We start from the raw sequence: 14,977 nt of genomic DNA, 5'->3' as shown, positions 1-14,977 counted from the left end.
TTCAGCGCCGCTTCTTGTTTTTCTGCTTGTGGGGCTTCTTGCCCTTCGAGTGCTTTTTCGGGAGCAGCGAAGTGCCCAGAGCGTCAACGGCGAACTTGCGGTTCTCCGTGACGCGAGCCAGCTCCGTTTCCGGCAGTCGACCGCCGCCCAGGAGCAGATCCGCAGCGGCCAGCGCTTCCTCGTGGCGCCCAACGTAGTAGGCGGCCACGCCCAGCTCGTCGATGGCGCGCCAAGCGTAGACGGACTCGTCCAGGAACAAGATGTCGTTGGGCCGCTGGATCTCCTGCGCGCGCCGCGCGAACAGGTGGGCCAAGGGGTACTGCTTCTCTTGACGGTAGTGCCGGGCGAGCTCGCACAGCGGCTCGGCACGGGTGGGGCGCAGCTGATACGCCGCGAGATAGGCTTCGAGGGCAGGCCCGAAATCTCCTCCGAGGCGCTCCAGCAGTACGCCCACCTGGTACTGGGCGTACCAGACCTCTTCGTCCCAGCCGCCCAGGGTCACGCGGCGCCGATAGGTCTCGACGGCTTGCTCGAGCTGCCCGGCGTCGCGGTAGCTCTGCGCCAGGTAGAACACGTAGCGTGCGTTGTCGGGCTCGTCCTTCAGAGCCTGCTCGAGCACCCGCGCGTCGCTCTCGTACTTCGCCTTGGGATCGGCGTTGCGCGCGCTGTCGAAGAAGCCCTTGCACACCAGGCCCTTGAGCTTCTCGGTAGAGTGGGGGACGTCGCAGGCGATGACCTCGTGCAGTACGCCGTCGAAGCGCCACGGCAGCTCGCTCTTCACCAGCTGCGTCAGGAAGAACGCCGTGCTGCTCTTGCCGGCCTCGTGCAGCGTCATGTACTCGTCGGCCGTGAGCTCCGGCATCGTGAAGCCGGGCGCGGGGATCAGGATCTCGTCCGCGTCGATGATCATGGTGTAGTCCGCGCGACCGCGGGCGAGCTCCAGCGCCTCGGAGCGGTTGTGCCCGAAGTTCTTCCACGGCCGCTCGAACAGCTCGCCGGGTACGTCAGCGAGCTCTTCGCGGATCAGCTCCTGGGTGCCGTCGGTGGAGCCCGTGTCCACGATCACCCAGGCGTCGATGAAGGGACGCACGGACTCGAAGCAGCGGCGGATGACCCGCGCTTCGTTCTTTACGATCATGTTCAGGCAGACCGTGGCCTTGGCCATGGCGGCCGAGTCTTCCGTCAGGGCAGCTGAATGTCCACGCTCACTTGCACGGAGCTGCCGGGGGGCGGGACTTGAAGCGACAAAAGGTCCTTCTGCACGCACTCCGCGAGGCCGGCGCGATAGGCGTCGCGGTGCTCGGAGACGCCGTAGGCCACGGGCTTTCCGCTCGCACCGATGGTGCCGTTCCAGCTCAGCTTGGCCGAGGCCGGGTCGGGGTCCTTGGCGGCGAGCGGCTTCCAGCAGTGGTCGACCAAGGCAGCGTGGCGCCTATCCAGCTCGCTCTTTAAAGCGAGCTGGACCGCTTCCTTGGATCGTTGGTGCAGCTCGCTGGGTTCTGGCGGCGCCGGGGCGGTGTTCGCAGCCGGCAGCGCTTTCGCGGACGTGGCGTCCGCCGGCGGCGGACGCTCGCGAAGGCCGAAGTAGAGGCCCAGCCCAATGAGCGCGCCGCCGCCGAGGACGGCGAGGGGGAGAGTCTGATTGCTCATGACAAAAAAACGTCGCGCGCTCCGCTAGTGCGGAGCGCGCGACGGCGTGACTACGGCAAGAACACGAGCGCCGAGGTGTAACCCCACTCGTTGGAGTTCCAGTTGGTGGCATCGCTCGAAGAGCCGCACATGCCGACGGTGTACGTACCCGCCGCCAAATTGCCGAATACCCCACTGATACCCATGGGAACGCGAGTGTTGTTGGTCACTCGGTTTCCGAGAATGGCGCCGCCAACGAGCGACGGGGTGGTGGTGCTGCCGCTGAGCCGGTAGCAGACGTAGAGGTTGAGAGAAGTTGCTCCAGTTGCACTCGCCGTGCCGAAGGCCTTGTTCGCGTTCACAAACACCCGCTGCGCGGAGCTGGTGACGGTGACGTTGACCGTGGGCCCCATGAAGTTGGTCGTGGTCGCCGGATTGTTGCCGTTGCCGGACGCAAACGCGTAGCCAACGACTCCGCTCGGTCCGGTGGGTCCGACGGGTCCCTGCGCGCCGGGAACGCCCTGCGGTCCCTGGGAGCCGGTTGCTCCCGTGGGGCCGGTCGGTCCCGCCGGGCCCGCCGGACCTTGAGGTCCTTGTGCGCCCGTTGCGCCGACGGCGCCGGCCGGACCTGCCGGACCTTGAGGACCGGTGGGACCCACGAGGCCTGCCGTGGGGCCGACCCAGTTGCCCGTGCCGTCGATCACCTGGGTGCCGTTCACGCTCACGCTGGTGGGCGTGATGTCGCCCACGGCGTTGTTCGCCATCAGCGCGTAGGGCACGCTGACGATGGTTTGGCGCGGCGTCATCTCCGCGTCCGCGCCGACCTTCACCCCGAGGTAGCGGGTGGAGCCGTCGAACACGGTGTTCGGGATGGCGGTCGCTTCGCCCAGACGCGCGCTGAAGAAGCCGTCGTCCAGCGTGACGTTCTGGGTTTCGGTCCACAGCGCGGTGCCGCCGCTCGCCGCGCTGTACACGGCGAACGTGATCGAAACCGAGCCGGGGACCGGGGTGCCGGTGCTGTCGAGCAGGCGGCCTTGCTGGGTGAGGTTTGCGGGGACCGCCGATGAGGCGGCCGTTGCAGCCAACAGCGTGGCTGCGGCGGCGGAGACACCAAGAAGTCCAAATTTGCGTGCCATGTGGTTTTTGCCCTCTACAAGTCAGTTGGTTGCGCCCACGAAACCGCCGTTGAGGCGATAGTTCGTGGACTTCAAGACGCCGTTGCCGCCAGGACCCTGACCCGTGGTCAGGATCAATCGGTAGTTGCTGCTCGTCATCACGGTGCCGCCCGACACGAGGTCCATCACGGACAGGCTCGATGGAGCACCACCGGTACCGCCGGAGCCGGCCATTCCGCCGCTTCCAGCCATTCCGCCTACGCCACCGGTACCGCCGGTCGCACCGACACCGCCGGAGCCTGCGGCACCACCGATGCCGCCGATCCCGCCAGTGCCGCCTGTGCCGGCTGTCCCAGCCGTGCCGCTCGAGCCACCGCCTCCAGGTGCGCTGCTCGAATCGGATCCGCATCCGATGGTCGCAAGGCTCCCGAGGCCAATGGCGAAGACGACAGCGAGGCTAGTTCGAACACTTGCCAAGTTGCTTGCCTCCTCAAAATCCGGAGCGGGATGCTCCGGTGCGAGAGTCTGCGTACTCGAACTGCCGTCGCAAAGCCATCCGGATCGCGTCCTGTGATCGACGTCGTTTACTGGTACTGGAGATGGCGCCATTGCGTGTTCGATTGGCGCAATTAGCGCATTGCCGGAGCCCAGGAACCGTGATCCGGATGGCAACGTGAGATCACGTAAGGGAAGTGAAAATGCGGTCCGCGCAGCTTCGCCGTGCCATGCTTTTGGCGTGAAGCGTGTGGCTGGCCTCGTGTTCCTGCTGGCGGTGGGGTGTGACTCCGCGCGAGCGAAGGAGCTCGACGCGCCCGTGACGGCGCAGATCGCGCCGCCGAAGGCGGTGGTCAGTGCCGCGCCGGCGAAGAGCGCCGTGCCCGCGGCGAGCCAACAAGAGAAGCCGGAAGCATTGCTGGAGGGTTGTCCCTCGGAGATGGCCCGAGTGGGCAAGGCGTGTGTGGACCGCTGGGAAGCGCACCTGCTCGAGCCCGGCGGCGGCGTTCACGAGCACGCCACGCGGCCGGAGGAGGGCGTGGGCTATCGCGCGGCTTCGAGCGTGGGTGTCTATCCGCAGGCGTACATCAGCAAGCTGGAGGCGCGCTCGGCGTGCGAGGCCGCGGGCAAACGGCTGTGCAGCGTGAACGAGTGGTACCGGGCCTGTCGGGACAAGGCGGGGCACGTGTACCCGTACGGAGCGCGCTTCGATCGGGCGCAGTGCAACATCAGCAAGCCGCACCTGCTGTCCAAGCTGTTCGGCCGTGATCCGCGGCGCTGGAAGTTCGCCGAGCACTTCAATGCGCCCGAGCTGGACCGCACGCCAGGCTTCTTGGCCAAGACCGGCGAGTACGCGGGTTGCAGCAGCGACTGGGGCACGCACGACATGGTCGGCAACCTGCACGAGTGGGTGAGCGACTTCGTGGACCACGATCTGGAGAAGAAGATCCCGCTGCGCGACGACATCCGCGACAAGATCGACATCAACCGCGGGCACTCCATCTTCATGGGCGGCTTCTTCAGCACCACGGAAGAGCACGGCCGCGGCTGTCAGTTCCTGACGCCCGGCCACGGCGCCAAGTATCACGACTATTCAACGGGCTTTCGCTGCTGCAAGGACGCTACGAAAGCTTCTGACGCAAGAGCTCGTTGAGCAGCTTGGGATTCGCCTTGCCGCCGGTGGCGCGCATGACCATGCCCACGAAGGCGCCGAGCAGGTTCTTGTTGCCGGCGCGGTAGCGCTCCACGGTGTCGGCGTTCTCCGACAGCACGCGATCGACCACCGGGCCAAGGGCGTCGGCGTCGGCGATCTGCACGAGGCCCTTGTCCTTCACGATGGCGTCGGGCGCCTTGCCGCTCTGGAGCATTTCCGCCAGCACGTCCTTGGCGATCTTGCCGCTGATGACCTGCGTGTCCACCAGGCGCACCAGGCCCGCGACCTCCGCGGCGCCGAAGGGCAGGCGGGCGACGCCGTCGCCCCGGAAGTCGCTGGGTAGCTCGTTCACGAGCCAGCTGGCGATACCGCGGGGGTTGTCGTGGAAGCCGAGGGCGCTCTCGAACAGGCCGAGCAATGCGGCGTCGTCGCCCAGGATGCGCGCGTCCTCACTGGACAGGCCGTGTCGTTCCACCAGATCTCGGGCCAACCCGCCGAGCTCCTCCGGCGCGTGGGCGAATGCCGCCTTGGGCTTTTCCGTCTTGGGCTTGGGCGCCGCGCCCGTGGCCCGCGCAGCGATCTTCGACCAGGTGTCCTTCAGCGCGACGATGCGATTGAGGGCCGGTGCGCCCGGCTTGGAGTCCTTCGGGTCACAATAGAAGAAGCCGATGCGCTCGAGCTGGATGCGCTCACCGGCGCTCAGCGCGGCCACGGCGGGTTCCGCAAAGCCGCGCTTCTCGAGCAACGAGTCGGGGTTCAGGTCGCTGAGCGGATCGCCGCTCTCGGCGCCTGGCTGCTCGGTCAAGAACAGACGATCGTAGAGGCGCACGCTCACCTCCACGGCGTGCGGCGCGCTCACCCAGTGGATGGTGCCCTTGACCTTCTTTCCGCCGGAGGCGCCGCCGCGGGTGCTCGGGTCATAGCTGCACACGACGCGCTCGATGCGGCCGCTCGCGTCCTTTTCCACCCGCTCGCAGCGGATGACGTAGGCATGGCGCAGCCGTACCTCCGCCCCCGGCGACAGGCGATGCCAGCCCTTCGGCGGCGTCTCCGCGAAGTCGTCCCGCTCGATGAACAGGCGCCGAGAAAAGGGCAGCTCCCGGCTGCCGTCTTTGGGGACGTCGTGAGGCCACAGCGGCGCCTCGAGCGCTTCCGTCTCGTGCTCGTCGAAATTCTCGATCACGACCTCCAGGGGGTCGAGCACGCACAGCATGCGCGGCGAGCGCTCGTTGAGGTCTTCGCGGATGGTGTGCTCGAGCAGGGCTACGTCGACGGTGCTGTTGTTCTTGGCGACGCCGATGCGATCACAGAACGTGCGGATGGCTTCCGGCGTGACGCCCCGGCGACGAAACCCGGCCAATGTCGGCATGCGGGGGTCGTCCCAGCCGGAGACGCGCTTCTTGTCCACCAGCTCGAGCAGCTTGCGCTTGCTCATCACCGTGTACGTGAGCGCCAGACGCGCGAACTCGTACTGGTGCGGCCGCGCGGGCGGCGTGACGTTGTCGAGCACCCAGTCGTAGAGCTCTCGGTTGTTCTCGAACTCCAGGGTGCAAATGGAGTGGGAGATGCCCTCGATGGCGTCGCTCAAGCAGTGGGTGAAATCGTACAGCGGGTAGATGCACCAGTCGTCCCCCGTGCGGTAGTGGTGGGCGTGGCGGATGCGATAGAGCAGGGGGTCGCGCATCTTCATGTTGGGCGACGCCATGTCGATCTTGGCGCGCAGGACGTGGGCTCCGTCGGAGAACTCGCCGGCACGCATGCGAGCGAACAGGTCGAGGTTCTCGTCCACGCTGCGCTCTCGGAACGGGCTCGGGCGACCGGGCTCGGTGATGGTGCCGCGGTACTCGCGGATCTGCTCGTCGCTCAAGCTGCAGACGTAGGCCTTGCCGGCGCGGATGAGCTCCTGCGCGAAGGCATACAGCTGCTCGAAGTAGTCGGAAGCAAAGAAGAGGTTGTCCCCCCAGTCGAAGCCCAACCAGCGCACGGTGTCCTGGATGGACGCGACGTACTCTTCGTCCTCCGTGGTGGGGTTGGTGTCATCCATGCGCAGGTGGCAGCTGCCGCCGTAGTCCCGCGCGATGCCGAAGTTCAGGCAGATGCTCTTGGCATGGCCGATGTGCAGGTAGCCGTTCGGCTCCGGAGGAAATCGGGTGACGATGCGCCGATGGCGGCCCGCGGCCAGATCCTCCTCCACGATCTCGCGGATGAAATCGACGTTCTTGTCGCTGTCGTTCACGGCCGGTCTCCTGAAGGAATGAGCCGCGAACTCTACGCCCCCCCGCGCTGTCGCGCGAGGGGGCATTGGGGTCAGGCGGCTTCGGCGTCCGCCGCGGCGAGGCTGGACTTCGCGTCGTCCCACTGCTTCTGAGCCTTGGGGCTCAGCGTGAGGCACACGAAGTCGTGGACGTCGACCAGGTCTTGCGGTTCGAGACCTGCGTCCTGGAGTCGATCACGGATCATCGTCGCCATGCCCAGGACCCGGCTGTAGACGTTGGCGTCCGGGGTGTTGGCGAGCGTGACTCGCGGCGCCATGTACTTGGCCTGGTCGCGGAAACGCGAGGGCCGAACGGGGACGTCCTGCTTCGGATGTACCAACGCCGGCAGGGCGGTCACCAGCTGCCAGCTCGGGGTCGTGCCCATCAAGGACTCCAGAGTCGAGATGAAGGACGCCATGCGGGGGACTTCTTCGTCCGGACCCCAGAGCAGGTCGTGCGTCGCTCGCGCCAGCTCTTCGTGGCGCGCCGGAGCCACCTTGGTGAGCGGGCGGATTTGCGCCTTGCTCACCAGATCGGTCCCATCGAGCACGCTGATGATGTCCGCCACCACGCTGGACGCGTCTCCCGCGAGCAGCTTCTTGTCCATCACGTCCTTCGCCAACAGCTCCTGTGCGCGTGCGATCGCGGCGTCGCGATGACGCTTGAGCGGACGTTTCTGGCCCTTGCCCCGTACGCCCTTCTGCCACTCGTCCCCGGCGAAGCCGCCGGGGTAGAGCGCGCGGAAGACGCCGATCTGGTCGTCGAAGGTCATGGCGCTCGCGCTGTCCGAGCCCAGGAGCGCGCGCGCCGCGTGCGCATCCAGGTGCGCGCTCAGCTTGCGAATCAGCGCTCGCGCTTCGTCCGCCGGACGATCGATCTCCTCGATCATTCCGAAGAATCCGCGAGCGATCACCCGTAGCTCGCCGTCCTCGAACAGGAACGCGCGTTTGACGCCGCGGTCCCACGCCAGAATCGCGAGGCCCCACTCCTTCCGCTTCTTGTGGCGGAACAGCGCGGGAGCCCGGGGCTCCTCGGGCTCGGGGTGTTGGGTCGGCGGGGAAGTGGGCGCAGCGAGCGACATGAACGATCTCCTTCGTCGAGTGACGGTGGCTACGCTCGAGCTCGCGTGCTGAACACACGCGTGTCCCGCGGATGCGGGCAGCTTCGGAACGCCGCGCACCACCACTTGTTGTGCGACCTGCGACCAATGAAACGGACGCCGCACGTCGCGATGACTAAGTCAGTATAGCCATTTTTGGCTGGTTCGCAAGGTGCGGCCCGAATGTTGCCCGCGGTTCGCTCACCAACCGAACAGCGATCGCAGGCGGCCGAGGAGCTGATCGAGCAGCGACGCTTCCGACGGAGCGTCCTCTGGTGCGCCGAGCGCCACGATCGCGTCCATCGAATCCCGCGGAACGAAGGTGCCGGCGCAGCCGCCGCAACGTGCCACGCGTGCTCCGCCCTCGTCCGGGTAGGTGGCTTCGGTCATCGGCGTACGGCACAGCGGGCAGTTGCCGTCGCCCTGTCCGCGCAGCGCCAGCGGTACGGGCGGATCCGCTCCCAGCACGGCGGTGCTCACCTCGCCGTCGAACCAATCTACGAAGACGCCACCGCAATCTCCGCACACGTCCACTGTGGCGACGGCAGCGAGGCGTTCGGACATGGCGGCTCCGCACGCCGGGCAGCGTAGAGGACCGTTGCGGTAGCCGGTGGGGGCCGAGCCCAGCGTCATGCGAGCCAGGCTCGCAGTGCCACGGCCGTCGCGCAAGCTGGTTTTCCTGCTGATGCGCGCCGCCACTCGGACGCGCTCACGGGCTTGAGCTATCCTCCCTGCCATGTCCGACCTCAGTCGTCGTGGGTTCATCGGTGCCTCTGCAGCTCTCGCCTCCGTCACGGCCGCGCCTTCGGTGTTCGCCGCGGACAGCTTCGAGGCCAAACCGCCTCCGGGTTTCTCGCCGATGCGCTCGGCCGGCAAGATCGTGAAGGTCAGCAAGGGGGGCGACTTCGAGTCGATGATGAACAAGAACCTGCTGTGGCCCAAGCCAGAGATCGCTCGGCGCATGGTGGAAAAGGCGCTCACCACTTTCACGGGAGCTGGGAACATCGCCGATGCTCTCGCCAAGTTCATCCACAAGGACGACGTGGTGGCGGTGAAGGTGAACGGTATCGCCGGTCAGCGCGGCGCCACCATGGCGGTGAACTTCGAGGTGATCTTGCCGGTGGTGGAAGGCTTGGTGGCGATGGGCGTCCCGCCGGAGAAGATCACCGTATACGAGCAGTTTCCGAGCTACCTCCGAGGCACCCGCATCAACGTGAAGGGCAACAAGCTGCCCAAGGGCGTCAAGGCGGAGATCCACGGCAACTCCATCGCGGACATGAAGCCCATCGCGGTGTTCGAAACCGTGAAGACCCGCTACGTGCGCTTCCTCACGGAGGCCACCGCGGTGATCGACATGACGCAGATCAAAGATCACTCCATCTGCGGCTACACCGGCTGCCTCAAGAACATGACGCACGGGTCGATCACCAATCCCAGCGATCACCACGCGCACCATGCGTCACCCCAGATTGCCGTGCTCTACAATCACCCGATCATGAAGAGCCGGGTGCGCCTTCACATCACGGATGCCTTCAAGATCATCTACGACCAGGGGCCGCTCGACAAGAACCCCAAGCGCCGCATTCCCCACGGCGCCATCTACGTCTCGACGGATCCGGTGGCCATGGACACCATCGGCTGGAAGGTGATCGAGCAAGCGCGCAAGGACAACGGCCTGAAGACGCTGTCGCAGGTCAAGCGCGCTCCGACCTACATCGCCAAGGCCGCGGATCTCGGTCTCGGCGTACACGCCGAGAGCAAGATCCGAATGACGGAAGTGACGATCTAAGCCCACTGTTCGCCTGGGTTGACCATCACGGACGCCACCCCGGCGAGAGCGCTGACGGCCGTGCCGCCGTTGCCGCGCGTCGTTCGAGGGCGGGCGCGCGGCCTTCTGAAGCCAAGCGGCCGGAAGACGGCACCGCGAGACGAGCGCGAACGGACGACAGAATTCGACACCGCGAATGCGAATTTCGTCGACGAGCTTTCGGACGCTCCGCGCTCTCATTTCGCCTGTCTCGTTCGCACAGCGTCCGCGCAGCGCGCTGGACCAAGGGCGTGGGCTTTGCCGGGGTGGACCCGCGGAATTGATGGGGTCTGGGGTGCACGGAAATCGGTTTACATAGCAACTGATCTAGGCGCGTCCGAAGCCCCTGATCGTTGCATTCGACAGGGTTCGGCAGGCTCGAGAAGGGCAGAAGGGGGACGCGCGGGGGTCTTTGGCGTAGGAAAATCAGTTTACATAGCAACCGATTTGGGCGCGACCGATCCCCCCTGATCGGTGAGCTCGAGCGGGGCCGGAGAGAGAGCCTGAAAGCGAAGCTCGAGAAGCCCGCACCCTCTCGCAAGAGGAGCTGCTTCGCCGTGCCCTGGCGCTGCTCGTTCCGCGATAGGCGGCCAGCGCGCGGGCTGATTCCGCGCCGAACCGACAAGCTGCCAGGTGGGAAGATGCTCCGCTGACCCAGCCGCCGCTTCGCGAGAGAGGACCGATTCAGGCGAGCACTGGGATTAAAAGAGGCGTCAGCGGCCGCCGGTGAGGAACACCACGATGCCGGCGACGATGGCCACGACCAGCAGGATCAGGAGCACGTTGCCCTTGCGGGCGGGAGCCTCGACCTCGGGCTCGACGTGCTTCTTCTTGGGGGTCGGGTGTGGCGCCGGCTTCTTCCGCGGCTCCGTGCGCCGGTGCGGCTTGTGCTTCTTGTGTTTCGACATGGGCGTCTGAGTCACCGGCTCATCGCTGGCCGGTTTCTTCTTTTGTTGGTTCGGCGCGGGAACCGTCGCTTTGGCCGGTACGGCGGGGCGCGGCTTGGGGGCGACCGGCTCGGGACGAGCCCGTCGCGCTTCGGCGCGGCGCGCCCTGCGTTCCGCCTTGCGGGCACGGCCCGCAGCTTTCGCGTGCTTTTTGTTCTTGCGATCCGCCGCCCGAAGCGCCTGCTTCAAGGAGCGGGCTCCGCCAGGCAGGGACGGAGCGGCCTCGGCCGCGGCCGCGGGCTGTGCCTTGGCCGTCTGCGGCGCGGCGACCTTGGCCGGCGCGGCGACCTTGGCCGGCGCGGCGACCTTGGCCGGCGCGGCCGCTGGCGGCGCCGGGCTCGCGTCCCAGCCGTCGTCCACCTCGAGGGGCGGCGGCGGCACGGACACCGGGGGGGCCGGCTTCGGCTCTGCCGCGATCGCCTTGGGCGGGGGTGGATCCGCCGCGTCGTCCGGTACGTCCCAGAGGCTGTCGAGCTCGTCGGTTTCGGTCACTGGACGACGTTAGAGCGTCTTTCTCTCTGGGAGCAAGCATACGGCGGGTCGGAGGCAGACCCCGACCCGACGCGCGGTTCACAGCTTCTTCGTGCCGCGGTCCTCGAAGCCCCGCTTGGTGGAGCCGATGTACACCTGCCGCGGCCGATGGATGCGCCCGCCCTCCTTGCGCTGCTCGCGCCAGTGCGCGATCCAGCCGGGGAGGCGACCCAGGGTGAACATCACGGTGAACATCTCCGTGGGGATGCCCATCGCGCGATAGATGATGCCGCTGTAGAAGTCGACGTTCGGATACAGCTTGCGCTCAACGAAGTAGTCCTCCGAAAGCGCGGCCTCTTCGATCTTCTTGGCCAGGTCGAGAGCGGGGTCGTGGATCCCGAGCTCGTCGAAGATGCGGTCTGCTGCCGCTTTCAGCAGCTTCGCGCGGGGATCGAAGTTCTTGTACACGCGGTGACCGAAGCCCATGAGCCGCGCACTGGAGTCACCGCTCTTCACCTTGTCCAAGAAGCCGCGGTAGTCGCCGCCGCTGGCCTGGATGTTCTCGAGCATCTCGATTACGGCCTGGTTGGCGCCGCCGTGGAGCGGGCCCCACAACGCGCAGATGGCCGCCGAGATGGACGCGAACAGGTTCGCGCCGCTGGAGCCGACCATGCGCATGGTGGAGGTGCTGCAGTTCTGTTCGTGATCCGCGTGCAGGATCAGGAGCAGGTTCATGGCGTCCTCGAAGACCTTCGGAACCGTGTACTCCTCCGCGGGGACCGCGAACATCATGCGCAGGAAGTTCGCCGGCCAAGACATGTCGTTGCGCGGATAGATGAAAGGCTGGCCGATGGACTTCTTGTAGCTGAACGCCGCCAGCGTCTTGCTCTTGGCCAAGATGCGGATGATGTTCAGATCCGTTTCTTCGTCCGTCTTGCCTTCCTTGTAGAAGGAGGAGAGGGACGCGACCATCGCCGCCATGATGGCCATGGGGTGAGCACCCGGCGGATACCCCTCGTAGAACTTCTTCATGTCCTCGTGGATGAGGGTATGGAGGGTCATCTGCTGACGGAACTTCTGCAGATCCTCCATGTTCGGGCGATCGCCGTAGATCAGCATGTAGCAGACCTCGGTGAAGCGAGCGCGCTCGGCGATCTCCTCGATCGGGTACCCGCGGTAGCGCAGGATGCCCTTCTCGCCGTCGATGAAGGTGATGGCGCTCTGGCACGAGCCGGTGTTGCCGTACCCCGGGTCCAGAGTGATGAGACCGGTGTCCTTGCGCAGAGCGGCGATGTCGATCGCCTTTTCTCCTTCGCTACCTTCGATGACCGGGAACTCGTAGTTCTTGCCGTCGTAGACGAGCTTTGCAGTGCTGCCCATGCGTCCTGCTCCTTCGCACTGGTGGATGATCGGCGACGGTCGGTCGAAGTCGGCTGCGGCGGCCTTGCTCGGCCGAAACGTCTCTTGCCACGTAGCACGGGCGCTCCACTGGGGTCGGCAAAAATGTCCCGGCCTCCGGGGTGAGCTGACGCCTGCCTCTCGGAGCTACGGACCGCGCGCCGAGGTTGCGTGAAAGGGCGGCGACGGTCGTGCTCGGGCGCGGAATTTTCGCGAATTTCCGGTCGCTGCGCGCCGGGCATCGCGCCGCTCCAACCAGCTAACGGAAAATCCCAGGAAAAAGAGTGGCTCAGCTCTCGGCCGGCGGGCTTTTCGCACGACGCCGCCGGCGGGGGCGTTTGCTTCGGCGACCCACGGCGGCGAGCACCCGCGTCGCGTCGCGTTCCGAGGTCCCCAGCCAGCGGGCAACGTCCCGTGCTGCGCCCTCGGGCTCGCGAGCGCGAGACGCGATGCGCTCCGCCACGTCCACTCGGATCGCGCGTCCGGCGATCACGGGGTATCCGAGGGTGAGATAGCTTTGGTCGAGCTCCCGCGCCGGGCTCTCCGAGAGCACGATGGACACTTGGCTCGGCCCGGGCAGCAGGGGCAAGCTGCTGGCGTAGGCCGACCACAAGGCCGAGCGCGCCACCAACCAGCGCGGTTTCACCCGCGCGGGGAGGTAGACGTAGCGCTGTCCCAGACGCACGCCGGCCTCGTTCAAGATGCGGCGGTCGTCGGCGGTGAGGGCTGCGATCTGATCCGCGGCGCTCTTGCGTGCTGCGGTGCCGAGTCCCTGCTCCAGCTGGTACACGAGCCCCCGAGCCGCGGGAGACACCTCTGCCAAGCGTGCATCGCGCAGGGGAGCGAGCACGTCCTCGACCAGATCGCGGCCGAAGGCCGTGAGCCGTCGCGTAAGACGCAGGCGGACGCCCGCGGACAGCGTGCCTTCCACGTCCACCCGCACGTCGGGGTGCAGCACGTCGCTGCCGCGGGACAGTCGCCCGAGGCTTTGCCCTTCGAAGGACACGCGACCCAGGGCGTCCACGCTGAGGGCCGAATGCTCCGCGTCCAGCGCAGCGCTCAGGGCGTCGGTGCTGGGCTCCTCTTCTTGGCCGAACAGCTTTGCCCGCAGCTCTTCCAGCCGTTCGAAGGGATTGGATTTGTCGGTGCGGCGCGCAGCCCGGCTGGGGCCGGACGTCGCGCTCTTGCTGGTTTGCTTCACGAAGCGCTCGACCAGGCGCTGGTGGAGCGCGTCGCTCAAGCGATCTTCGATCGCCCGCGTCCGGGCCTGGAGCTCGGCAGCGTTTTGCACCCAGCCGCCATGGCTGGTGACGTACGTCCAAGTGCGCACGAACGCCATCCGGCTGAGCAGGGTGTCGATGTCGCCCTCGTCGTCGTCCAGGCGACGGATGCGTCGCTCGAGCCAATCGCGATCCAGACGCGCGTCCTTGCCCGTGAGCTGAGCGAAGAGCTCCGCGACCAGATTCGCGTGATGGCTGATCAGGAGCTGACGGTAGTCGGGGATCTGGCACAGGTCCCAGAGCAGCGCGACGCGTTCCGGCGCATCCGCCAGCTCGCGGATCTCCGGGCGTGCCGTCAGCTCCACCAGCGTCGCGAAGTCGTCGGCGCGGTCCACCAGCCGAAGGAGCTCTGACGGCGAGCCGCGCTTGAGCGAGCGCACGAGCGCGTCCAGGGACGACGTATCGAGCTCCGCGCTGCGCCACACCAGGGTGCGCTCCGGCGGAAACTGGTGGCGTTCGATGCTGCGCACCACGTCGTGCGGCAAGGGGCGGGTGGGGGACAGCACGCCGAAGCTGCCGTCGGACAGGTGGCGGCCCGCGCGCCCGGCGATCTGCGCCAGCTCCGCCGGCGTCAGCTCGCGGGCGTCGCGGCCGTCGAATTTGCGCAAATCCGCGAAGGCCACGTGACTGACGTCGAGGTTCAGGCCCATGCCGATGGCGTCCGTCGCGACCAGGTAGTCGACCTCGCCGGCTTGGTAGATGCCGACCTGCGCGTTGCGGGCGCGGGGTGAGAGCGCGCCCAGCACTACGGCTGCGCCTCCACGGCGGTGACGAATGCGCTCGGCGATCTCGTACACGCGGGCCATGGAGAAGGCGACCACGGCGGAGCGCGGCGGCAGGCCACCCAGAGTGGACGGCGGGACGCCGCTCAAACGGCTCAGCCGAGGATGGCTCTGAATGGACGCCTGCGGCAGCAGCGCGCGGAACATGGGGCGCATGGTGTCGGCGCCCATGAACCACGTCTCTTTGCGTCCGCGGGCGTGTAGCAATCGTTCGGTGAACACGTGACCGCGTTCCGCGTGCGCGGCGAGCTGGATCTCGTCCACGGCCAGGAAGTCGACCGCGCGATCCATGGGCATCGCCTCCACGGTGCAGACCCAGAAGCGGGGCCGCGGTGGGATGCGCTTCTCTTCGCCCGTCACCAGGGCCACGGCGCTCTCGCCCACGAGCGGCGTGATGCGATCGTAGACCTCCCGCGCCAAGAGCCGCAGCGGCAGCCCGATCATGCCGCTGTCGTGCTCGAGCATGGCTTGCACGGCGCGGTGGGTCTTCCCGGTGTTGGTGGGGCCCAACACGGCGACCACGGGGGCCGGTGCGCCGGGTTGCAT

General features: G+C 67.0%; 12 protein-coding genes. 2 read left to right on the top strand and 10 right to left on the bottom strand.

Features of this window, described 5'->3' with window-relative positions; all coding sequences use genetic code 11:
- Position 1 precedes the first annotated feature (1 nt).
- From H6717_29555 to H6717_29540, 4 genes are read right to left on the bottom strand one after another with little or no spacing between them, the layout of a single operon-like run.
- Positions 2-1,138, bottom strand: coding sequence for a glycosyltransferase family 2 protein (locus H6717_29555; protein ID MCB9581212.1), 1,137 nt, complete (start codon positions 1,136-1,138; stop codon positions 2-4).
- 44 nt (positions 1,139-1,182) lie between these two features.
- Entirely contained in the window at positions 1,183-1,650 is a 468-nt protein-coding gene (locus tag H6717_29550; protein MCB9581211.1) for a hypothetical protein, read from the bottom strand.
- A gap of 50 nt (positions 1,651-1,700) precedes the next feature.
- Positions 1,701-2,765 carry a collagen-like protein gene (locus tag H6717_29545; GenBank protein MCB9581210.1) on the bottom strand — a complete coding sequence of 355 codons (1,065 nt, stop codon included), beginning with the start codon at positions 2,763-2,765 and terminating at the stop codon, positions 1,701-1,703.
- A 21-nt stretch (positions 2,766-2,786) separates the two neighbouring features.
- Complete coding sequence (locus H6717_29540) at positions 2,787-2,996, bottom strand: hypothetical protein (GenBank protein MCB9581209.1); 210 nt, start codon at positions 2,994-2,996, stop codon at positions 2,787-2,789.
- A 484-nt stretch (positions 2,997-3,480) separates the two neighbouring features.
- Here H6717_29540 and H6717_29535 point away from each other — a divergent pair, with 484 nt between their 5' ends.
- Entirely contained in the window at positions 3,481-4,392 is a 912-nt protein-coding gene (locus H6717_29535; protein ID MCB9581208.1) for an SUMF1/EgtB/PvdO family nonheme iron enzyme, read from the top strand.
- Here the strand turns inward: H6717_29535 and H6717_29530 are convergent.
- From H6717_29530 to H6717_29520, 3 genes are all read right to left on the bottom strand, one after another.
- Positions 4,361-6,694 (bottom strand): glutamine--tRNA ligase/YqeY domain fusion protein, encoded by a 2,334-nt coding sequence (locus tag H6717_29530; GenBank protein ID MCB9581207.1) that lies wholly within the window; start codon positions 6,692-6,694, stop codon positions 4,361-4,363. The two genes, H6717_29535 and H6717_29530, sit on opposite strands and share 32 nt — an antisense overlap.
- 5 nt (positions 6,695-6,699) lie before the next feature.
- A complete protein-coding gene (locus H6717_29525) occupies positions 6,700-7,728 on the bottom strand; it encodes a hypothetical protein (GenBank protein MCB9581206.1) in 1,029 nt (342 codons plus the stop codon).
- A 219-nt stretch (positions 7,729-7,947) separates the two neighbouring features.
- Entirely contained in the window at positions 7,948-8,379 is a 432-nt protein-coding gene (locus tag H6717_29520; GenBank protein MCB9581205.1) for a zf-TFIIB domain-containing protein, read from the bottom strand.
- A gap of 103 nt (positions 8,380-8,482) precedes the next feature.
- On the opposite strand from H6717_29520, the gene H6717_29515 reads away from it, so the two are divergent.
- Complete coding sequence (locus tag H6717_29515) at positions 8,483-9,535, top strand: DUF362 domain-containing protein (protein ID MCB9581204.1); 1,053 nt, start codon at positions 8,483-8,485, stop codon at positions 9,533-9,535.
- 731 nt (positions 9,536-10,266) lie between these two features.
- Here the strand turns inward: H6717_29515 and H6717_29510 are convergent.
- From H6717_29510 to H6717_29500, 3 genes are all read right to left on the bottom strand, one after another.
- Entirely contained in the window at positions 10,267-10,992 is a 726-nt protein-coding gene (locus tag H6717_29510) for a hypothetical protein (protein ID MCB9581203.1), read from the bottom strand.
- A gap of 78 nt (positions 10,993-11,070) precedes the next feature.
- On the bottom strand, positions 11,071-12,351 hold the full coding sequence (locus H6717_29505; protein ID MCB9581202.1) for a citrate synthase: 1,281 nt from the start codon (positions 12,349-12,351) through the stop codon (positions 11,071-11,073).
- A gap of 307 nt (positions 12,352-12,658) precedes the next feature.
- Positions 12,659-14,977 (bottom strand): helicase, encoded by a 2,319-nt coding sequence (locus tag H6717_29500; protein MCB9581201.1) that lies wholly within the window; start codon positions 14,975-14,977, stop codon positions 12,659-12,661.

Source organism: Polyangiaceae bacterium, from assembly GCA_020633235.1.
In the GTDB taxonomy this organism is placed as follows: Bacteria; Myxococcota_A; Polyangia; order Polyangiales; family Polyangiaceae; genus JACKEA01.
This window is presented reverse-complemented; position numbering and strand designations above follow the sequence as displayed.